Raw genomic sequence first — 19,465 nt, 5'->3', positions numbered from 1 at the left:
CTCCTATCATCAAAAATAAAAACAAATCTCGAAAATTCTAACACCTACGAGTTATGAATGGAATGTAACATAAAGGTTAAAAGTTATTTTTGTGATGTAGATCATAAAAGTGCGGTAAAAAATTTTCGTGTTTTTTCTATTTTCGTTAATCACTTTGTTGATGATTTATTTTTTAGGGCTTTTTTGATAAAATCCGCCAGTTTACAAAACGATAAATGAGGAAGTCGCAATCATGGCAAAAAACGCACAATTTTATCTCTTAAATCCAGAAAAGAAGATAACAGTTGAGCAACTTGCCTGTGATCTTGCCGCTCAAGCATGGCGTTTAGGCAAGCGAGTGTTAATCGCTTGCGAAACAGAAGAGCAAGCATTTTTAATTGATGAAGCATTATGGCAACGGGATCCAAATGAGTTTGTTCCTCATAATCTTTCGGGCGAAGCAACACAATATGCACCGCCAATTGAGATTAGTTGGAAAGGCAAACGCAATGCCCAACGTCGAGATTTGCTGATCAATTTACAAATGGAAGTGCCGGATTTTAGCCACAGCTTTACACAATTAATTGATTTTGTACCGGTAGAAGAAACGCAAAAAGCCCAAGCGCGTGAACGTTATAAACAACTGAGACAGTTAGGCTGGACGTTGAGCACGGAGCAGGTATAACGATATAAAAAACACCCCTCTTTGCCAAAGAGGGGGATGGTTACAAAAAACACTTAAAAATTGACCGCACTTTATGAACGATATTACCTTTTATCAACGCTTCGAAGCCGATATTCTCGCAGGGCGTAAAACCATCACGATTCGAGATAAATCCGAAAGCCATTTTAAAGCAGGTGATATCTTACGTGTTGGTCGATTTGAGGATAATCAATATTTCTGCACGATTGAAGTGTTAAGTGTATCGCCTATTACTCTTGATGAACTGACAGAACAACATGCGAAGCAGGAGAATATGAGTTTGGCGGAATTGAAAGAGGTGATTAAGGCGATTTATCCTAGTGAAGATAAGTTCGTATTAATCAATTTTAAGATAAAATAATCAGAGGGAATCATGCATATAAAATATATTAGACTGATTTTATTACTTCCTATTTTTCAGTCGTTGTCTGCATGTCTTAGTTTCGATGGGATATATCCGAAGTATAAAGATTATGCAGGTAGTGACTATGGCACATTAAGTGTAAAAAATTACGCAACTCATCTTATAACTATTTATAAGAAAGATGATGTTAAGCAATGTTTAGTACAAGATGGCCCTCGAAGAGTTTTAGTTTTACGTGAGCTTTTTCTACCTGATTTTCAAAATGGAGTATTTAATAATTCACCATTTAAAGACTCCGAAAAATATTTATCTGAAAGTAGAGTAAAGGCTGGATCCTATGTGCAATTAACAAAAAGATCTAATAATTCCAATATAAGCTCTCAAACTTTTAAATTTATTGTTGAGAATAAAGGGTATTATTATTTTCAACGAATAGCTAATAAACCTATACCAATTTTAAAGATGGATGAGGATATTAATGAGATTTTCTATCTTTTACCGGATAAAAATGGGACTTATAAAAAGGATACCTATAGTGAAACAACAAAGAGACATTATACATTAGATGGATTACTCAGCGAAAATGATACTATTATTCGTTATAAGAATGAAATTCCCGCAAAAAAATGGGATCTTCCTGAATGTGAGTAGTTAGATTGTAAGTTAGTTAAAGAGAAAATAAATGACACAAAAATTCGAAATGGCAGACCGTTTTAATCCGTCTGCGGTAGAACAAGCCCTTTATCAACATTGGGAAGAGAGCGGTTATTTTAAACCGTCTGAAAATGAAAACGCACCGAGCTATTGCATTGCGATTCCGCCACCGAATGTAACGGGTTCCCTACACATGGGGCACGCTTTCCAACAAACCTTAATGGATACCTTAATCCGTTTTAACCGTATGGAAGGGCATAACACCTTATGGCAAGCGGGGACAGACCACGCGGGTATCGCAACCCAAATGGTGGTTGAACGTAAAATTGCCGCTGAAGAAGGCAAAACACGCCATGATTATGGTCGTGAAGCGTTCATCAACAAAATCTGGGATTGGAAAGCCTATTCTGGTGGCACAATCAGCCAACAAATGCGCCGTTTAGGGAACTCTATCGACTGGGAACGTGAGCGTTTCACTATGGACGATGGTTTATCTAACGCGGTAAAAGAAGTATTTGTTCGCTTGCATGAAGAAGGCTTGATTTACCGTGGCAAACGCTTAGTAAACTGGGATCCGAAACTTCACACCGCGATTTCTGATTTAGAAGTGGAAAATAAAGAGAGCAAAGGTTCCCTTTGGCATTTCCGCTATCCGTTAGCTAACGGTGCGAAAACGGCAGATGGTAAAGATTATTTAGTGGTGGCAACCACGCGTCCAGAAACCATGTTGGGCGATACGGCTGTTGCAGTGCATCCTGAAGATGAACGTTATCAATCTTTAATCGGTAAAACTGTGGTTCTGCCATTGGCAAACCGTGAAATTCCAATTATTGCCGATGAATATGTCGATCGTGAGTTCGGTACTGGTGTGGTGAAAATTACCCCTGCGCACGACTTCAACGACTACGAAGTGGGTAAACGCCACAGTTTGCCAATGGTTAACGTATTAACCTTAAATGCGGATATTCGTGATGAAGCGGAAATTATCGGCACAGACGGCAAACCACTTGCTGGCTATGAAGCAACTATTCCAGCTGATTACCGTGGCTTAGAGCGTTTCGCTGCACGTAAGAAAATCGTGGCAGATTTTGAAGCGCTTGGTTTATTAGACGAAATCAAACCACACGATCTCAAAGTGCCTTATGGCGACCGTGGTGGTGTGCCAATCGAGCCGATGTTAACCGACCAATGGTATGTGAGCGTGAAACCGCTTGCCGATGTGGCGATTAAAGCGGTGGAAGATGGTGAAATCCAATTCGTACCGAAACAATACGAAAACCTTTACTTCTCTTGGATGCGTGATATTCAAGATTGGTGTATCTCTCGCCAACTTTGGTGGGGACACCGCATTCCTGCGTGGTATGACGCGGAAGGCAACGTGTATGTTGCACGCAACGAAGAAGAAGTGCGGTCAAAATATAACTTAGATTCTGCGGTTGAACTCAAGCAAGATGAAGACGTGTTAGACACGTGGTTCTCATCAGGCTTATGGACATTCTCAACTTTAGGTTGGCCAGAGCAAACCAAAGAGCTCAAAATGTTCCACCCAACGGATGTGTTGATTACCGGCTTCGACATCATCTTCTTCTGGGTTGCGCGTATGATTATGTTTACGATGCACTTCGTAAAAGATGAAAACGGCAAACCACAAGTGCCATTCAAAACGGTATACGTAACGGGCTTAATCCGTGATGAACAAGGTCAAAAAATGTCGAAATCGAAAGGTAACGTACTTGACCCAATCGATATGATTGACGGTATTAGCCTTGAAGATTTACTTGAAAAACGCACTGGCAACATGATGCAGCCGCAATTAGCAGAGAAAATTGCTAAAGCAACGCGCAAAGAATTTGCTGAAGGTATTGCGGCTCACGGTACAGACGCATTGCGTTTCACATTAGCAGCATTGGCTTCAAACGGCCGTGATATCAACTGGGATATGAAACGTTTAGAGGGCTACCGTAATTTCTGTAACAAATTATGGAATGCAAGCCGTTTCGTTCTTACGAATGAAAAATTAGATTTAAGCGAAGGCGAGATCGAATTCTCATTAGCGGATCGTTGGATTCAATCAGAATTCAACCGCACAGTGGAAACTTTCCGTAACTCATTAAGCCAATATCGTTTTGACCTTTGTGCCAATGCGATTTATGAGTTTACTTGGAACCAATTCTGTGACTGGTATTTAGAATTGACTAAACCGGTATTTGCCAACGGCAATGCAGCACAAATCCGTGCGGCAAGCCAAACTTTGGTTCATGTGTTAGAAAAATTATTACGTTTAGCACATCCGCTTATTCCATTTATTACCGAAGAAATTTGGCAAAAAGTGAAAGGATTTGTGGGTATTACAGCTGACAGCATTATGTTACAACCATTCCCGAAAGTGGAAGAGAACGGTTTTGATCCAGAAGCAGAAGCTGAAATTGAGTGGTTAAAAGAAGTGATCGTTGCGGTGCGTAATATCCGTGCAGAAAGCAACATCGCACCAAGCAAAGGCTTAGATCTGTTATTCCGTAATTTAAGTGCAGAAAATGCAAAAATTCTCGAAAAACAGACCGCTCTTTTAAAAGCCATGGCGAAATTAGATAACGTTCAAGTGTTAGCGACAAACGAAACCGCACCGCTTGCGGTAGCGAAACTCGTTGGCAATGCTGAATTACTTGTGCCAATGGCCGGCTTTATCAATAAAGAAGCAGAGCTTGCCCGTTTAACCAAAGAGATTGAAAAATATCAAAATGAAGTTAAACGTATCGAAAACAAACTTAGCAACGAAGCTTTCGTGGCTAAAGCGCCTGAAGCGGTGATTGCGAAAGAACGTGAAAAACAAGCAGAATACCAATCTGGATTAGAAAAAATCCAAGAGCAGTATAAAGCGATTGAAGCGTTGTAGTTTTTAAATAAAGAAAGCGGTCAGATTTAAAGTCTGACCGCTTTTTATTTTCTGCGATATTGTGGTAAGTAGAAAATCTATTCTAGTTATTCAATACTTCAAGCAATGCTTGAACAGGGTGTTTCAAGATGGCTTTTTCATATCGCTTCACTTGGCTACGGCAGGAATAGCCAGTTGCGAGACAATGATTTGGATCTTTACCTTGTAATTTTTTGCCCCATGATACGTCGTAAATATCTTTCGACATGGTTTGATTTTGTACTTCATGACCAAATACACCCGCCATACCACAGCAGCCGACTTTTTCTACCTTCAAGGTTTGTCCAAATTGCGCGAAAATATTCTGCCATTCTTTTGGGCTGTTTGGCATAAAGGTGGATTCAGTACAATGAGGGAATAAATGCCACTCAGAAGTGCGGTCAGATTTGGCAATATTTTTCACCGCACTTTGTAATGCGTTACTTTCTAATTGATTGGTCAGCCATTCGTGCGCTGTGAGCACATGGAAGTCACCGCGAGAATTCCCTAAGGCCTCTTTATATTCATCTCGATAAGAAAGCACAATCGCTGGATCTACACCGACCAAAGGCACATTTAATTTAGCAACGCGATTTAAAAACTCCGCTTGTGTTTTTGCTGTTTTACTAAAGCGAGTTAAAAAACCTTTAATATGCATGGCTTTTCCATTCGGTTTAAAAGGCAGAATGATTGGCTCAAAACCTAGTTTTTGTGTGAGAGCGACAAAATCACGGACCACTTTAGCATCATAATAAGAGGTATAGGGATCTTGTACGATAAAGAGCATATTGGCTTTTTCTGTTGCACTGAGACCTTCCAATTCTTCTAATTTTTTGCCTTGATAACCAATTTCCACTAATTGTTGTTGAAGGTTTGGCTCTGAAAGGAGAGGCAAATCAGTCATGCCAAGCGTTTTTTCAACCAAGCTTTGAGTAACTTTCAGTTTGGTGAAATAATTGAATAATGCCGGTTGTTTCGCCATATAAGGTGCAGCAACTTCTAAATTCGCCACAAGATGATCTTTGGCAGGGCGCAAATAACGACTGTGGTAGAAATGGAAAAATTTCGCACGGAAACTTGGTACATCAATTTTAATCGGGCATTGACTTGCACAGGCTTTACACGCCAGACAAGTATCCATTGCTACTTTTACTTCATGTGAGAAGTCATATTCACCACGCCATTTCTGCACGCTATTGCGGAAACGTTCCACAAGTGCGGTCAGTTTCACTTGTGTTTTATGAAAATCTAATTGATCAGGTGATACGTTTTCATTCGCCATTAATCGCAACCATTCACGCACCATAGCAGCTCGTCCTTTTGGCGAGAATACGCGGTTTTTACTCACTTTCATGGAAGGACACATAATGCTGTGCTCATCAAAGTTAAAGCAAAGCCCGTTACCGTTACAATTCATCGCGCCTTTGAATTCGTTTCGCATCTGAATCGGGATTTGGCGATCATTGTCAGCACGCATTGGCGAGAGAATCGAATAGAGTTCCGCATCGCTATTAAGTGGCGTACAGATTTTACCTGGATTCAGACGATTATTTGGATCAAATAAAAATTTCACATAACGTAATTCTTGCCAAAGTTCAGGTGTAAAAAATTTCTCGCCATAATGAGAACGGACGCCTTTACCGTGTTCCCCCCATAACAAACCGCCGTATTTTACGGTGAGTTCTGCCACTTCATCTGAAATTAGTTTAAAGAGTTTTACTTGTTCTTTATCGCATAAGTCTAAAGCGGGGCGAACGTGTAATACACCAGCATCCACATGGCCAAACATCCCATATTGCAGATTATGACTATCTAATAAGGCTCTAAATTCCGTAATGTAATCTGCAAGATGTTCTGGTGGTACACAGGTATCTTCCACAAAAGGAATCGGTTTGGCCGCACCTTTCGCATTCCCCAATAGTCCTACCGCTTTTTTACGCATGGCGTAAATACGTTCAATAGAAGGCAAGTCAGAACAAAGTTGATAGCCGATAATATGATCTTGGCCTTGTGCAATTTTTTCATCTAATTGCTGACACAGTGCGGTCACTTGGCTGTCGATTTTAGCTTGATTGTTGCCCGCATATTCAACAATGTTTAAACCAAGAATTGGATTTTGTTCTTCTTCTGTTAAAAGTTCTTTCACTGAATGCCAAATAATATCTTGCTTAGCAAGGTTCAGCACTTTGGAATCGACGGTTTCAACCGAAAGGGCATTGGCTTTCACCATAAAAGGCGCATTGCGAAGTGCGGCATCAAATGAACTGTACTTCACATTAATTAAGGTGCGATATTTCGGAATCGGCAATAAATTGAGTTTGGCTTCGCAGATAAACGCAAGTGAACCTTCTGACCCCGTTAAAATTCGGGTCAGATTAAATTCACTTTCATCGTTATTAAAGACATTCTTAAGATCGTAACCAGTGAGAAAGCGATTGAGTTGTGGTAAATCTTGAATGATTGAGGCGCGCTTTTCTTTACAACGTTGGAAAATCGTTTGATATAGTGTTTTTCCATTTTCTGCAAGCGGGTAGTTTTCTAAAACATCGTCGGATTTGACCGCACTTGTGTCTAATATTTCACCATTCATCAAAACAGAACGTAATGCTAAAACGTGATCAGAGGTTTTACCGTATTGTAATGAACCTTGACCAGAGGCATCAGTATTAATCATACCGCCAAGGGTTGCTCGATTACTGGTGGAGAGTTCCGGTGCAAAGAATAAACCGTGAGGTTTTAAAAATTGGTTTAGTTGGTCTTTTACTACACCTGCTTGAGCGCGAACCCAACGTTCTTCTATATTAAGCTCTAAAATGCCTGTCATGTGGCGAGAGAGATCCACAATAACATTGTTATTAATAGATTGCCCATTGGTGCCCGTACCACCACCGCGAGGTGTAAAGGTTAGATGAAGGTATTTCTCTTTATTGGCTAATTTGGTGATACGTACTACATCGGCAACAGATTTAGGGAATAAAATAGCCTGAGGAAGCTGCTGATAGACGCTGTTATCCGTCGCAAGACTTAAACGGTCGGCATAATTTGAGGCAATATCACCTTCAAAATGCTGTTTTTGGAGTTCGCTAAGATAATCACTTACCACGTTATTAAGTTGTGGCACATTAGAAAGACGGGGCAACATAAAATCACTCACATATAAATAGAGAAGAAAGTGAATTTGATGATATATGAAGCTCAAAAAAAAGTCGATTTGAACAAAAGATATTTTTTGTTAGAATAGAAATCGGGTTAAAAATTAACCCGATTTTTGTGAATGAATGTTCATTTTAGGGGTTGTTTGTCTATAAAATAACCAAAAAGGGCAAAAAAAGTTTGATCTTTGGTGTTTTTATAGGATAATAACCATACTTTTGAACGTTCCTTTGGCTATGGCAAAGGAATTGAATTTGTCAAAAGGATAAGTTAGGGCAAATTCAAAACCCTAGTTAAGCAACGTTTAGAGTGTTTCTTTTTTATAAAGTTCACAATAAACAAGGAAACTTTTCTTATTAATAACGATGACTAAATAGAGGACATCAAAATGAAAAAAACTGCAATCGCATTAGTCGTTGCTGGTTTAGCAGCAGCTTCTGTAGCTCAAGCAGCTCCACAAGAAAACACTTTCTATGCAGGTGTTAAAGCTGGTCAAGCATCTTTCCACGATGGTATCAAAGCTAATACTGTAGTTAACCCAACAAACGAATACTCTGAATTTGGTGCTGGTTACAACCGTAACTCTGTTACTTACGGTGTATTTGGTGGTTACCAAGTATTAAACCGTGATAACTTAGGTTTAGCGGTAGAATTAGGTTATGATGACTTCGGTCGTGTTAAATTCAAAGATGCTGGTAAAGTAGCATTCAAACACACTAACCACGGTGCTCACTTAAGCTTAAAAGGTAGCTATGGTCTTGGTGGTTTAACTTCTGCTTTAGAAGGTTTAGACTTCTACGGTCGTGCTGGTGCAGCTTTAGTACGTTCAGACTACAAATTCTATGACACAGCAACTGGTGCACGTGATCACGAAGAAGGTCGTCACAGCTTACGCGTTTCTCCAGTGTTCGCTGCTGGTTTCGAATATGCATTACCTTCATTACCAGAGTTAGCATTACGTTTAGAATACCAATGGTTAGCTCGCGTAGGTAAATTACGTACTCAAGATACTCACAATAGTTCTCAAGACTATAACCCATGGATCGGTTCTATCAACGCTGGTTTATCTTACCGTTTCGGTCAAGGTGCTGCTCCAGTTGTTGCACCTGAAGTTGTAAGCAAAACTTTCAACTTAAGCTCTGATGTAACTTTCGCTTTCGGTAAAGCTAACTTAAAACCACAAGCTAAAGCAACTTTAGACGGTATCTATGGTGAAATCGCTCAAATCAACAACGCTAACGTAGCAGTTGCTGGTTATACAGACCGTATTGGTAAAGATGCACCAAACGTGAAATTATCACAACGTCGTGCAGACTCTGTAGCTAACTACTTAGTAGCTAAAGGTGTTCCAGCTCAAAGCATCTCTGCAGTTGGTCACGGTAAAGCTAACCCAGTTACAGGTTCTACTTGTGACGCGGTTAAAGGTCGTAAAGCGCTTATCGCTTGTTTAGCACCAGACCGTCGTGTTGAAATCGCAGTTAACGGTACTAAATAATTTTATTTAGTTATCCATTAACGGATTAACATTAGAAGACCTAAACTTCGGTTTAGGTCTTTTCTTATATAAATTAAACCTATAATTGAAGGAATTTTTGAATGAAAAAGTGGATTATCTTGATTATTATCGCCGTTGCAGCAGGTTTTGGCTTAATGTCTAGCTACAATGGCTTAGTAAAAGCAGAAACTGAAATTGATTCTGTTTGGGCAAATGTTGAATCATCTTATCAACGTCGTGCAGATTTAATTCCAAACTTAGTGAATACTGTGAAAGGTCAAGCTAACTTTGAACAACAAACATTAACCAATGTCATCGAAGCTCGCGCAAAAGCGACACAAACTAAAATTGATCCGTCTAATTTAACGGAAGAACAATTAAACGAATTCCAACAAAACCAAAATCAAGTAGGTTCAGCATTATCTCGTTTACTTGTTACTGTAGAACAATATCCACAATTAAAAGCGAACGAAGGCTTTATGAACTTACAAGCGCAACTTGAAGGTACTGAAAACCGTATCAATGTCGCTCGTAATAAATTTAATGAAGCAGCGCGTATTTATAATGAAAAAGTACGTCAATTCCCAACTAAATTAGCGGCAATGATTTTTGGTTTTAAAGCTAAACCTTACTTTAAATCAGCTGCAGGCGCTGAAAACGCACCGATTGTAAACTTTAACTAAGGTTTATCTATGCCATTCTTTTCCAGAATTCCGATAGATAAAAAGCAAATCGAGGCGGCAATTAGTCGCCTCGAAAGCTTAAGTTCGGCTGAGTTACGTGTTTATATTGAACGCAAAGTACCAAAGGCTTCAGCACAACTATCTGCAATGGAACGAGCTTTAGAAGTCTTTGATGAACTGGAAATGCATAAAACAGCGGCACAAAATGCTGTGTTGATTTATGTGGGATATAAAAATCATCTCTGTGCAATCGTAGGTGATAAAGGCATTCATCAATTTGTTGATGTGGCTTATTGGCAGTTACAATGCGATTTAATGATTGAGCAGTTTAAACAAAAAGCTTATACACAAGGCATTGTCGATGCGATTGATCGTATCAGTGATATTTTATCTCGCCATTTCCCTATTCAGCCTGATGATGTGAATGAATTATCTAATGAGGTAATTATTAATGGCTAAGCTTTTATCTTTTATGAAAAGTGCGGTTGTTTTTAGCCTTGTTTTTTTTGCTCAAATGGTTGTTGCGGCAGAATTTCCGCCTGCACCAAATCCTTTCCATTACATAAACGATTACACCAACACACTTTCATCAGAACATAAGCAAATTTTAGAAAATAAACTGATTGCTTATAGTAAAGAAACGAGTTCACAAATCGCTGTTGTTTTGGTTCCTACAACCGGTGAATATGAAATCGCTGATTATACCTTTGCTTTAGGTGATAAATGGGGTATAGGACGTAAAAATCTGAACAATGGCGTGTTGATGTTGATTGCGAAAAATGATCGCAAAGTCTTTATCGCAACTGGACAAGGTTTAGAAGGTGTATTGCCGGATGCTTTTTTATCGCAAGTCATCCGTTCAGCAATTTTGCCACAATTTAAACAAGGCCAATATGCGCAAGGTATTAATGACGGCTTAAACCAAATTATTGCGGCAAGTAAAGGCGAGTTTGATGCGGCACAAGTTGAAGAAGATGCGTTCGATAAGTACATCCCATTCTTAATGGTATTGGCGTTTATTGCTATTGTATTATTTGGTGAATTCCAATATCACAAAGATGAAGTCTATATTAGCCCGAATCAACGTGATCAACTGAATAAAATCATTCGTCAAAGTACGATTTCTCGTCGCCATGGTGGCGGTTCCGGTTTCGGAGGCGGATTTGGTGGAGGCTTCGGTGGCGGTGGTTCTTCCGGTGGTGGCTTTGGCGGTGGTGGCTTCGGCGGCGGCGGAGCTGGTGGAAGTTGGTAAGACCAAGTCTTTCACTCAGGTTCTATCTTATGTTAGAATAGCACCCTATTCAGACTTATTTGAACAAGGAACATTATGGAAACGTTAGACAAAATCAAAAAACAAATCGCTGAAAACCCAATCTTAATTTACATGAAAGGTTCACCAAAATTACCTTCTTGTGGTTTCTCTGCGCGTGCATCTGAAGCATTAATGAATTGCAAAGTGCCTTTCGGCTATGTTGATATTCTTCAACACCCAGATATTCGTGCTGAATTGCCAGCTTATGCAAACTGGCCAACTTTCCCACAATTATGGGTAGAAGGTGAGTTAATTGGTGGTTGTGATATTATTTTAGAAATGTATCAAGCTGGCGAACTTCAAACTTTATTAAGTGAAGTAGCGGCTAAACATCAAGCTTAATTGACGATAGATTACCAAGATAAACCTGCTTTTTAGCAGGTTTTCTTTTGCTCAAAAAATGATAAACCAGATATAAAAGTGTGATCGGATTAACATTTTTAAATGAAATAACTTGTTGATTAAATTTCCTTAAGATAGACTACATCGCGTTAGTCGGGGTGCCTATATTAATGGCTGAGAAATACCCGTGAACCTGAAACAGATAATGCTGGCGTAGGAAACTAATCATCTCATTATGCTGTTTCGTTATGCAAAAATAAGGAGAACGCATAATGAACAAAACACTTCCCATTTTAACCGCACTTTTTACCGCTTCCGCTTTCGCACAAGCTGCACCTCAAACATTAGATGTTTATACTTATGATTCATTTAGTGCTGATTGGAGTGCTGGACCAAAAGTAAAAGCAGCTTTTGAACAACAATTTCCACAATGTAAGCTGAATTATGTGGCTTTTGACAATAATGGCACCTTGTTTAACCGTGTTCGTCTAGAAGGCAAAAAAATTAAGGCGGATGTCGTGCTCGGTTTAGATAGTTATCAAATTGAGGATGCACAAAAACTCAATATTTTTGAGCCAAATAAAGTGGATTTAAGCCAGTTACGTTTACCAATTAAATGGGAAAATCACACATTCTTACCATTCGATTATGCGCAATATGCGTTTATTTATGATAAAAATAAACTGGCTAATCCACCAAAGAGCTTAAAAGAATTAGTTGAGCGTCAAGATCTTAAAGTGTTATATCAAGATCCGCGTACAAGCAGTATTGGACGGGGCTTATTGCTTTGGATGAATGTGGTTTATCCAGAAGCTGACGTAGCAAATGCCTGGAAAACTCTTTCTAAACATACTGTCACTGTCACCAAAGGCTGGACTGAGTCTTATGGTGCCTTCTTAAAAGGTGAAGGTGATGTGGTTTTAAGCGTCAATACTTCACCGATTTACCATATTCTGTCTGAACAAAAAGACAATTATGTGGCAACGGAATTTGCAGAGGGTAGCGTATTACAAGTTGAAGTCGCGGCAAAAGTCGCTAACCGTAATAATGCCTGTGCTGATGAGTTTCTAGGATTCTTACTTTCACCGCAAGCTCAAGCGGATATTGCCAAAAATAATGTCATGTTACCCGTGGTAGAGACCAATATCGAAAGTCATATTGATGCGCTTAATTCTCGCGCAAAATCAATGCCTATTTTAGATACCACAACGGTAACAAGTGAGCAGCTTAAAGGCTGGATCAATCAATGGCAAAAAGCCTTATCTAAGTAGTGTTAATGCGCTTATTGCAACATCCGCATTTTCGTCCTCGCCATTATTTGGGCGGAAGTGCAGTCATTTTTTTCATTGTTTTACTCTATGGATTTTCACTTTCTGCGGTTTTTTCAGTGGGAAGTGATTATGCCTTATCTGATTTCTTAAAAGACGATTATTTGCATCAAGTTATCGCCTTTAGTATCGGGCAGGCATTCTTGTCAGCCTTGCTTTCTAGCGTAATTGGAACTTTATTTGCGCGTGCTTTTTTCTATTTAGATTTCAAAGGCAAATCGCTCATTTTACGCATTTTTTCTCTCACCTTTGTTTTGCCAGCATTACTGGCTATTTTCGGTCTAATTGGTATTTATGGCACAGCCGGTTGGCTAGTACAACTGCTGCAAACCTTAGGTATTTCGTGGAAACCCTCCATTTATGGTTTAAGTGGCATTCTCATTGCCCATTTATTTTTTAATATTCCTTTAGCGGCACGAATGAGTTTGCAGGCTTTGCAAAGTGTACCGACTGAACAGCACCAACTTGCGGCACAATTGAATATCAAAGGTTCCATATTTTTTCGTTTAATTGAATGGCCTTATTTGAAAAGCCAAACCGTGTCAGCCTTTGTATTGATTTTTATGCTGTGTTTCACCAGTTTTACGATAGTGTTGGCACTGGGTGGCGGGCCACAAAATAGCACGCTAGAAGTCGCCATTTACCAAGCCATTTTCTTTGAATTTGATTTACCCAAAGCTGCACTTTTTGCGCTTGTACAATTTGCGTTTTGTTTTGCGTTATTTTCGCTTTCACAATATTGGGCAAAAGCACCAGAAACCCAGATTTCACAGCGTTATCGCTGGGTTTTACCTGTTTCAAGTGCGGTTAAATTTGGACATGTTTTTGTCTTATTCTCGGTGTGCTTATTTATTTTAAGTCCCTTATTCAATATTGTTTTCCAAGGTTTGTCTGCGACCCAATTATTTGGCTATTGGCAAAATCCACAATTATGGAAGGCGCTTGCTTATTCATTAACCATGGCACCGACAGCCGGGATTTTATCAGTATTATTTGGATTCTTCTTATTGTTACTCTCCCGTCAACTGCAATGGTTATATCACCCTAAATTAGCTCACTTGATTTTAACAGGTGGAATGATGATTTTAGCCATTCCGACGATCGTTTTAGCAGTCGGCTTATTCCTTTGGTTGCAAGATATTGATTTCTCGGCAGGGCATTTGTTTGTGGTAGTATCTGTTTGTAACGCCTTGGCTGCCTTGCCATTTGTGATCAAAATTCTTAATACACCAATGAATCAATCGATGCAATATTATGAAAAACTCTGTTTATCGCTGAATATTACAGGCTGGCAGCGTTTTCGTTTAATTGAATATCCGATACTAAAAGCCCCGTTGAAATATGCCTTGGCACTCGCGACGACCTTATCACTCGGCGATTTTACGGCAATAGCCTTATTTGGTAGCCCTGATTTTACTTCGTTGCCTCATTTGCTTTATCAACAAATCGGGCAATATCGAAGCCAAGAAGCGGCAGTGACGGCATTGATTTTATTGGGCTTATGTTTAGGTTTATTTATGTTTATTGAAGGGCAGAAAGAACAACATGATTAAATTAGATAATGTAGTATTCAATTATCAATCCATGCCGATGGTGTTTGATTTACATATTCAAGCCCAGGAAAAAATTGCCATTATTGGTGAAAGTGGCGCAGGAAAAAGTACCTTGCTGAATTTAATTGCCGGCTTTGAATATGCTGATAGTGGCGAGATTTGGCTAAATGGCGAAAATCATACCAAAACGGCACCTTTTGAACGCCCGGTTTCCATGCTATTTCAGGAAAACAATCTCTTTACTCATCTTTCTGTGGAAGAGAATATCGCTTTAGGTTTAAAACCGAATTTAGCCTTAAATGCAGAAGAAAAAGCGCTTGTAGAACAAGCCGCAAGTGCGGTCAATTTACAGGATTTTTTAACGAGAAAACCGACCGCACTTTCAGGCGGGCAAAAACAGAGAGTGGCATTGGCACGCTGTTTGCTACGAGATAAACCTATTTTATTATTGGATGAGCCTTTTTCAGCCCTCGATCCTAAATTACGCATTGAAATGCAGGATTTAATGGATCAATTATGCGAAGAAAAAAAGCTCACCATGTTATTGGTGACACATCAACCCAAAGAAATTGAACGGCATATTGATCGAGTGATTGAAATTCATCAAGGAAAAGTGATCTGATCTCTTTTTATCATATTGCAGAGTAATATGCTCAACTTAATAAAAGCTAAGTAGCTTAAACGAGGAAAATATAATGACAACCACAAATGTAGTACAGCTTTCATCTATTACGCCCCATCCTTCAGTGGAGTATTGGTCTGTTTGCAAAGTAGAAGCGCTATTTGAGACACCTTTTTTAGAATTAGTCTATCGTGCGGCTCAAGTGCATCGAGAGCATTTCAACCCAGGAGCAATACAGTTATCGACGTTGATGTCAATTAAAACGGGTGGCTGTCCGGAAGATTGTGGTTATTGTCCTCAATCTGCACGTTATCAAACTGGCGTGCAAAATCAGCAGATCTTGGATATTGATGAAATTGTCGAAAAAGCCAAAATTGCTAAAGCACGTGGTGCAGGGCGTTTTTGTATGGGCGCGGCATGGCGTGGTCCTAAGCCTAAAGATATGGAAAAAGTCACGGCGATTATTCGCGCGGTAAAAGATATTGGCTTAGAAACGTGCGGCACCTTTGGATTGTTGCAAGATGGTATGGCGGAAGAGTTAAAAGATGCAGGATTGGATTATTACAATCACAATCTAGATACCGCGCCAGAGAATTATCACAATGTCATTGGCACGCGTCGCTTTGATGATCGTTTAAGCACATTAGGAAAAGTACGTCATGCCGGTTTAAAAGTTTGCTGTGGTGGTATTGTAGGCATGAATGAAACCCGTAAAGAGCGAGCAGGCCTTATTGCAAGTTTAGCAAATCTTGATCCGCAGCCGGAGTCCGTGCCAATTAACCAATTAGTGAAAGTGGAAGGCACACCAATGGCTGATGCAGCTGATTTAGATTGGACAGAGTTTGTTCGCACTATTGCGGTTGCGCGTATTACTATGCCGAAAAGTTATGTTCGCCTTTCTGCAGGTCGTCAAGGTATGAGTGAAGAAATGCAAGCGATGTGCTTTATGGCTGGCGCGAATTCCATTTTCTATGGGGATAAATTGTTAGTAACAGGTAACCCAGAAGAAGATGGCGATCAACTTCTCATGGCAAAATTGGATCTGGAGCCGGAAACAGAAGAAAATAGAAAGCCACTCGACAGAAATTAGTCATAAAAAAGTGCGGTGAAATTCACCGCACTTTTTATTGGGACTTACTTAACTTGTTCCGTTAAGCAAGGCTGAATTTTATTTAGCATTTCTTTTAAAATACGCGCTGGTGCAGCCACGATGTTGCCTGAGCGTAAATAGCCATGACCCGCATTGAAATCACACACTAAACCGCCTGCTTCACGCACGATTAAATCACCCGCTGCGCAATCCCAAGGTTTTAAGCCCATTTCGAAATAACCGTCAACGCGACCGGATGCTACATAGCAAAGGTCTAATGCGGCAGAACCTGTACGACGGAAATCTGCAGCTTCATCAATTAAGTTATTCATGATAGCAAATTGAGTTGGCATTAAGCTTGGTTGTTTGAATGGGAAACCGGTGGCTAAAATCGCCCCGTTAAGTTCATTTTGGCTATCTACACGTAAACGCACTTCATTTAATTTTGCGCCTTCACCACGCACTGCAGTGAATAATTCATTACGAATAGGATCGTAAACCACACCCACTTCGGTACGGTTTTTTACACGGATAGCAATAGAAACAGAGAAATGTGGCAAACCTTTCACGAAGTTGGTTGTGCCATCTAGTGGATCAATCACCCATTGAATATCACTGTCTTTGCCTTCTAATGCACCACGTTCTTCACTGATAATTGTATGATCAGGATAAGATTTTTGAATGATTTCAATGATCTCAGCTTCAGCGGCTTTATCGACGCTGGTCACATAATCATTAATACCTTTTTTACTTGTTTGGATGTCATCACGGCGCTCATAGTTTTTAGCAATCACGTTGCCCGCTCTTCGTGCCGCACGAATAGCGATATTTAACATTGGATTCATATTTCCACCAGATTTTAAAGAACAGATAAATAGGTCGCCTATTATAAGGGAGTTTTAGTAAATAGCCAGTTGAAAATGTTTAATTCACGGTTTTTCCCGTTTTTTAAAGGAAATTTGCGATCAGTATCGCAAAAATAAAGTAGCCAATTTGGCTTTCTTCTAAAGGACTTTTAAAGTGCGGTCAAAAAGAAGGCATTTTATGTATAAAGGGATAACTTTATTAGAAACCTTGATTGTATTATTTATTTTAAGCTTAACGTTGGCGTTTACATTGCCTAAATGGCAGAAAAACGATCCCCAATATTTTCTCGAAAAAGAGCAACAACGGCTTTATTTTTTCTTACGCAATATTCAAGCGAGGGCAGAAAATTCATCAGCGATTTGGTTTATTTTGGCTAATCAAGATAGAGCGAATCAACGTTGGTGTATTACTGCTCAAGTAAAAAACGATCATTTTTGTGATTGTTTTCATCCCCAGAATTGTCCTAAAAACCTTTATGCGCATTTTTACTATCCTTATTTTGAAGGAAAAACGATGCTTATAGGCCCTAAATTATATCCGTCTGAAGTGGCGGTGAAATTTAATGGGGTAAGAAATACCATGGAAACAAATTGTTTTATGCTACAGGCTGAAGAGCATCGTACATTGTTCTCTTTTTTCAATGTTGGCAGTATCAAATTAAAGTCTGATCAAGCGGCGAGTGCATGTACAAGATGAAACCATTAAAAGGCGAAACATTGGTGAGTTTGTTGATTTCACTTGGCTTATCCGCTTTATTATTGCTATTGGTTGCACAATTTTATGCCCAAACTCAACAGCAGAATCAGCGTTTAATGTTACAACTCAAACTACAAACGGAATTACAACGTACAATTCAACTCATCGGGAAAGATCTGCGTCGTGTAGGCTTTCGAGCCGCAAACCAAAAACTCATTGAAGATAATCTGGCTTTATTTGAATTGGATGAAAAGGGCACTGCAATAACCATTGCTCAAGCAGACAATGCTCCGTCAAATAGCTGTGTTTTATTTTTTTATGATTTAAATAGTAATGGTTGTATTGGTGAAAAATACACAAAAAATACCTGTGTAAATGGCGTTAAAAATGTGGCAAAAAATATCGAAAAGGAGCTATTTGGTTACAAACTTAACGAGAAAATGATCGAAACCAAACAAACTTATAAAAATGCGGTAAATGCGGATTGTCGTTCAGAAGAGTGTCAGCGTGCTTTAACGCAATCTACTTGTAACGCCGGTGGTGGATGGACAGATTTATTGGATGAAAAAGAGTTTGAGATTTCTCAATTACGTTTTGACTGGTTAAAGGCAGGGAAAGGGATTGAAATCAAACTCGCGGGAAATCTTGCAACACATAAGCATATTCAATATGAAACTTCGCTTGTGGTGCCTTTATTAAATCAAGAAGAATGATCATGAAAAAAGGGATTGTGACACTGACGGCACTGATTTTACTTTCAGGCTTATTGGCACTGATCTTATTATTTGATGAACAGATCTTTGCGTTTTTTCGATCTCAAATGAGTCAGCGAAAATATTATGTAGAACAAAGCCTTGCGCTACAGAAAATCAGTCAGCTGCAACAAAAACATATTTGCCAAAACTTGCCTGTAAATGGTGCTGAAAAAGTGAAACAAGTCTTTTTTGAGTCTAATGGGGCAGAGGATAAAGTGGCCTATTCTGTTTGGTGTAAACGTGCAGAGTTATTTAAGAAATCGCCCACAAAAGGCATGAATGAAAATATGCTGCGAGATTTTATTTCCAGCGAAAAACAAGCTGATTTTCAACCGCACTTTGTGAAAGTGGTGTCAGTTTTAACAGCTCAAAAAACACCACAAGTGTATTGGATAACGCAAAGCCAATTAGAAATTAAAGGGAATGTGAATGGTATTCTGCTAGCAGAAGGAGATTTAACCTTAACAGGCAAAGGAAGAATAAGTGGAGCAGTGATTACAGGTGGTTCGCTTAAGTTAGAGGAGGGCGTGACGGTGGCTTACGGTAAAGCCGTGGTGACAAAACTCGTACAAGAATATAGCCAATGGCGTTTGGTAGATAAAAGTTGGAGTGATTTAAGTGCGCAAGATCAAAGTGAATAATGGTATGTCGTTAATGTCACTTTTATTAGCCTTATCGATTTTCAGCGGGTTATTTTTGATATTTAACCGATGGACGACCGAGCAACGGAAAAGTGCGGTCAGAATTTTTCAAGAATTTCAGGCGATTCAAATTGCTGAAAATCAGGCTCAACGTCAGTTTTTAGGCTTGTCTTGTGAAAATAGCGTACAACAAAATGGTATTCAATTTACAATTCAATGCAGTCATCATCAAGTGAATATACGCTATCCTCAAGGTGAATTTTTATTGAAAACCGAGTAAAATAACGCATTGTTTTTGCTTTCAAAAGGGCGTTACT

General features: G+C 39.4%; 19 protein-coding genes and 1 riboswitch. Of the genes, 17 read left to right on the top strand and 2 right to left on the bottom strand.

What is annotated here, in order from left to right; genetic code table 11:
* Positions 1–232 precede the first annotated feature (232 nt).
* The 4 genes from INP95_RS09210 (at position 233) to valS (ending at position 4,593) form a co-directional block, all read left to right on the top strand.
* On the top strand, positions 233–664 hold the full coding sequence (locus INP95_RS09210) for a DNA polymerase III subunit chi (RefSeq protein WP_049364362.1): 432 nt from the start codon (positions 233–235) through the stop codon (positions 662–664).
* A 73-nt stretch (positions 665–737) separates the two neighbouring features.
* Positions 738–1,043: a N(4)-acetylcytidine aminohydrolase gene (yqfB, locus tag INP95_RS09205; protein WP_049384493.1), complete on the top strand. Its 306-nt coding sequence runs from the start codon at positions 738–740 to the stop codon at positions 1,041–1,043.
* 12 nt (positions 1,044–1,055) lie between these two features.
* Entirely contained in the window at positions 1,056–1,697 is a 642-nt protein-coding gene (locus tag INP95_RS09200; protein WP_049384492.1) for a hypothetical protein, read from the top strand.
* A 31-nt stretch (positions 1,698–1,728) separates the two neighbouring features.
* Positions 1,729–4,593 (top strand): valine--tRNA ligase, encoded by a 2,865-nt coding sequence (valS, locus tag INP95_RS09195; protein WP_070592432.1) that lies wholly within the window; start codon positions 1,729–1,731, stop codon positions 4,591–4,593.
* Between the two features lie 82 nt (positions 4,594–4,675).
* Here valS and ydiJ read toward each other — a convergent pair whose 3' ends face one another.
* Positions 4,676–7,753: a D-2-hydroxyglutarate dehydrogenase YdiJ gene (gene ydiJ / locus INP95_RS09190; protein ID WP_197560605.1), complete on the bottom strand. Its 3,078-nt coding sequence runs from the start codon at positions 7,751–7,753 to the stop codon at positions 4,676–4,678.
* Between the two features lie 399 nt (positions 7,754–8,152).
* Between ydiJ and ompA the strand changes: the two genes are divergently transcribed.
* From ompA to bioB, 9 genes are all read left to right on the top strand, one after another.
* The gene (ompA, locus tag INP95_RS09185; RefSeq protein ID WP_049366114.1) at positions 8,153–9,259 is read left to right on the top strand and encodes a porin OmpA; all 1,107 of its coding nucleotides are present in this window, start codon (positions 8,153–8,155) and stop codon (positions 9,257–9,259) included.
* 101 nt (positions 9,260–9,360) lie between these two features.
* Positions 9,361–9,942, top strand: coding sequence for a LemA family protein (locus tag INP95_RS09180; protein WP_197560604.1), 582 nt, complete (start codon positions 9,361–9,363; stop codon positions 9,940–9,942).
* Between the two features lie 9 nt (positions 9,943–9,951).
* On the top strand, positions 9,952–10,401 hold the full coding sequence (locus tag INP95_RS09175) for a TPM domain-containing protein (RefSeq protein ID WP_049366776.1): 450 nt from the start codon (positions 9,952–9,954) through the stop codon (positions 10,399–10,401).
* Positions 10,394–11,194 carry a TPM domain-containing protein gene (locus tag INP95_RS09170; protein ID WP_197560603.1) on the top strand — a complete coding sequence of 267 codons (801 nt, stop codon included), beginning with the start codon at positions 10,394–10,396 and terminating at the stop codon, positions 11,192–11,194. Before INP95_RS09175 ends, INP95_RS09170 begins: the two co-directional genes overlap by 8 nt.
* Positions 11,195–11,269: 75 nt before the next feature.
* Positions 11,270–11,596 carry a Grx4 family monothiol glutaredoxin gene (gene grxD / locus INP95_RS09165; RefSeq protein WP_005699458.1) on the top strand — a complete coding sequence of 109 codons (327 nt, stop codon included), beginning with the start codon at positions 11,270–11,272 and terminating at the stop codon, positions 11,594–11,596.
* Between the two features lie 144 nt (positions 11,597–11,740).
* A riboswitch (TPP riboswitch) is annotated at positions 11,741–11,833 on the top strand.
* Positions 11,834–11,868: 35 nt separating this feature from the next.
* Positions 11,869–12,867 (top strand): thiamine ABC transporter substrate binding subunit, encoded by a 999-nt coding sequence (thiB, locus tag INP95_RS09160; protein WP_049384486.1) that lies wholly within the window; start codon positions 11,869–11,871, stop codon positions 12,865–12,867.
* 5 nt (positions 12,868–12,872) lie between these two features.
* On the top strand, positions 12,873–14,477 hold the full coding sequence (thiP, locus tag INP95_RS09155; protein WP_197560602.1) for a thiamine/thiamine pyrophosphate ABC transporter permease ThiP: 1,605 nt from the start codon (positions 12,873–12,875) through the stop codon (positions 14,475–14,477).
* Positions 14,470–15,099 (top strand): thiamine ABC transporter ATP-binding protein, encoded by a 630-nt coding sequence (gene thiQ / locus INP95_RS09150; RefSeq protein WP_197546866.1) that lies wholly within the window; start codon positions 14,470–14,472, stop codon positions 15,097–15,099. The genes thiP and thiQ overlap by 8 nt, the downstream gene beginning before the upstream one ends.
* Positions 15,100–15,172: 73 nt before the next feature.
* On the top strand, positions 15,173–16,189 hold the full coding sequence (gene bioB, locus INP95_RS09145) for a biotin synthase BioB (RefSeq protein ID WP_049374926.1): 1,017 nt from the start codon (positions 15,173–15,175) through the stop codon (positions 16,187–16,189).
* Between the two features lie 44 nt (positions 16,190–16,233).
* On the opposite strand, the gene suhB is transcribed toward bioB, so the two are convergent.
* Positions 16,234–17,034 carry an inositol-1-monophosphatase gene (suhB, locus tag INP95_RS09140; protein ID WP_005695663.1) on the bottom strand — a complete coding sequence of 267 codons (801 nt, stop codon included), beginning with the start codon at positions 17,032–17,034 and terminating at the stop codon, positions 16,234–16,236.
* Positions 17,035–17,233: 199 nt separating this feature from the next.
* Here suhB and INP95_RS09135 point away from each other — a divergent pair, with 199 nt between their 5' ends.
* The 4 genes from INP95_RS09135 to INP95_RS09120 are packed head-to-tail and all read left to right on the top strand — an operon-like array spanning position 17,234 to position 19,428.
* A complete protein-coding gene (locus tag INP95_RS09135; RefSeq protein ID WP_197560601.1) occupies positions 17,234–17,752 on the top strand; it encodes a prepilin-type cleavage/methylation domain-containing protein in 519 nt (172 codons plus the stop codon).
* The gene (locus INP95_RS09130; protein WP_420026393.1) at positions 17,749–18,465 is read left to right on the top strand and encodes a hypothetical protein; all 717 of its coding nucleotides are present in this window, start codon (positions 17,749–17,751) and stop codon (positions 18,463–18,465) included. Before INP95_RS09135 ends, INP95_RS09130 begins: the two co-directional genes overlap by 4 nt.
* On the top strand, positions 18,462–19,148 hold the full coding sequence (locus tag INP95_RS09125) for a DUF2572 family protein (RefSeq protein WP_197560599.1): 687 nt from the start codon (positions 18,462–18,464) through the stop codon (positions 19,146–19,148). The genes INP95_RS09130 and INP95_RS09125 overlap by 4 nt, the downstream gene beginning before the upstream one ends.
* Before the next feature lie 13 nt (positions 19,149–19,161).
* Positions 19,162–19,428 carry a DUF5374 domain-containing protein gene (locus INP95_RS09120; protein WP_197561046.1) on the top strand — a complete coding sequence of 89 codons (267 nt, stop codon included), beginning with the start codon at positions 19,162–19,164 and terminating at the stop codon, positions 19,426–19,428.
* Positions 19,429–19,465: the final 37 nt, after the last annotated feature.

Origin of the sequence: Haemophilus parainfluenzae (assembly GCF_014931375.1) — a bacterium.
Classification (GTDB): domain Bacteria; phylum Pseudomonadota; class Gammaproteobacteria; order Enterobacterales; family Pasteurellaceae; genus Haemophilus_D.
This window is presented reverse-complemented; position numbering and strand designations above follow the sequence as displayed.

Excerpts from the sequence above, each read along its gene's own strand:
- INP95_RS09210 (WP_049364362.1), top strand. The coding sequence starts at position 233 with ATGGCAAAAAACGCACAATTTTATCTCTTAAATCCAGAAAAGAAGATA.
- yqfB (WP_049384493.1), top strand. The coding sequence starts at position 738 with ATGAACGATATTACCTTTTATCAACGCTTCGAAGCCGATATTCTCGCA.
- INP95_RS09200 (WP_049384492.1), top strand. The coding sequence starts at position 1,056 with ATGCATATAAAATATATTAGACTGATTTTATTACTTCCTATTTTTCAG.
- valS (WP_070592432.1), top strand. The coding sequence starts at position 1,729 with ATGACACAAAAATTCGAAATGGCAGACCGTTTTAATCCGTCTGCGGTA.
- ydiJ (WP_197560605.1), bottom strand. The coding sequence starts at position 7,753 with ATGTTGCCCCGTCTTTCTAATGTGCCACAACTTAATAACGTGGTAAGT.
- ompA (WP_049366114.1), top strand. The coding sequence starts at position 8,153 with ATGAAAAAAACTGCAATCGCATTAGTCGTTGCTGGTTTAGCAGCAGCT.
- INP95_RS09180 (WP_197560604.1), top strand. The coding sequence starts at position 9,361 with ATGAAAAAGTGGATTATCTTGATTATTATCGCCGTTGCAGCAGGTTTT.
- INP95_RS09175 (WP_049366776.1), top strand. The coding sequence starts at position 9,952 with ATGCCATTCTTTTCCAGAATTCCGATAGATAAAAAGCAAATCGAGGCG.
- INP95_RS09170 (WP_197560603.1), top strand. The coding sequence starts at position 10,394 with ATGGCTAAGCTTTTATCTTTTATGAAAAGTGCGGTTGTTTTTAGCCTT.
- grxD (WP_005699458.1), top strand. The coding sequence starts at position 11,270 with ATGGAAACGTTAGACAAAATCAAAAAACAAATCGCTGAAAACCCAATC.
- thiB (WP_049384486.1), top strand. The coding sequence starts at position 11,869 with ATGAACAAAACACTTCCCATTTTAACCGCACTTTTTACCGCTTCCGCT.
- thiP (WP_197560602.1), top strand. The coding sequence starts at position 12,873 with ATGCGCTTATTGCAACATCCGCATTTTCGTCCTCGCCATTATTTGGGC.
- thiQ (WP_197546866.1), top strand. The coding sequence starts at position 14,470 with ATGATTAAATTAGATAATGTAGTATTCAATTATCAATCCATGCCGATG.
- bioB (WP_049374926.1), top strand. The coding sequence starts at position 15,173 with ATGACAACCACAAATGTAGTACAGCTTTCATCTATTACGCCCCATCCT.
- suhB (WP_005695663.1), bottom strand. The coding sequence starts at position 17,034 with ATGAATCCAATGTTAAATATCGCTATTCGTGCGGCACGAAGAGCGGGC.
- INP95_RS09135 (WP_197560601.1), top strand. The coding sequence starts at position 17,234 with ATGTATAAAGGGATAACTTTATTAGAAACCTTGATTGTATTATTTATT.
- INP95_RS09130 (WP_420026393.1), top strand. The coding sequence starts at position 17,749 with ATGAAACCATTAAAAGGCGAAACATTGGTGAGTTTGTTGATTTCACTT.
- INP95_RS09125 (WP_197560599.1), top strand. The coding sequence starts at position 18,462 with ATGATCATGAAAAAAGGGATTGTGACACTGACGGCACTGATTTTACTT.
- INP95_RS09120 (WP_197561046.1), top strand. The coding sequence starts at position 19,162 with ATGTCACTTTTATTAGCCTTATCGATTTTCAGCGGGTTATTTTTGATA.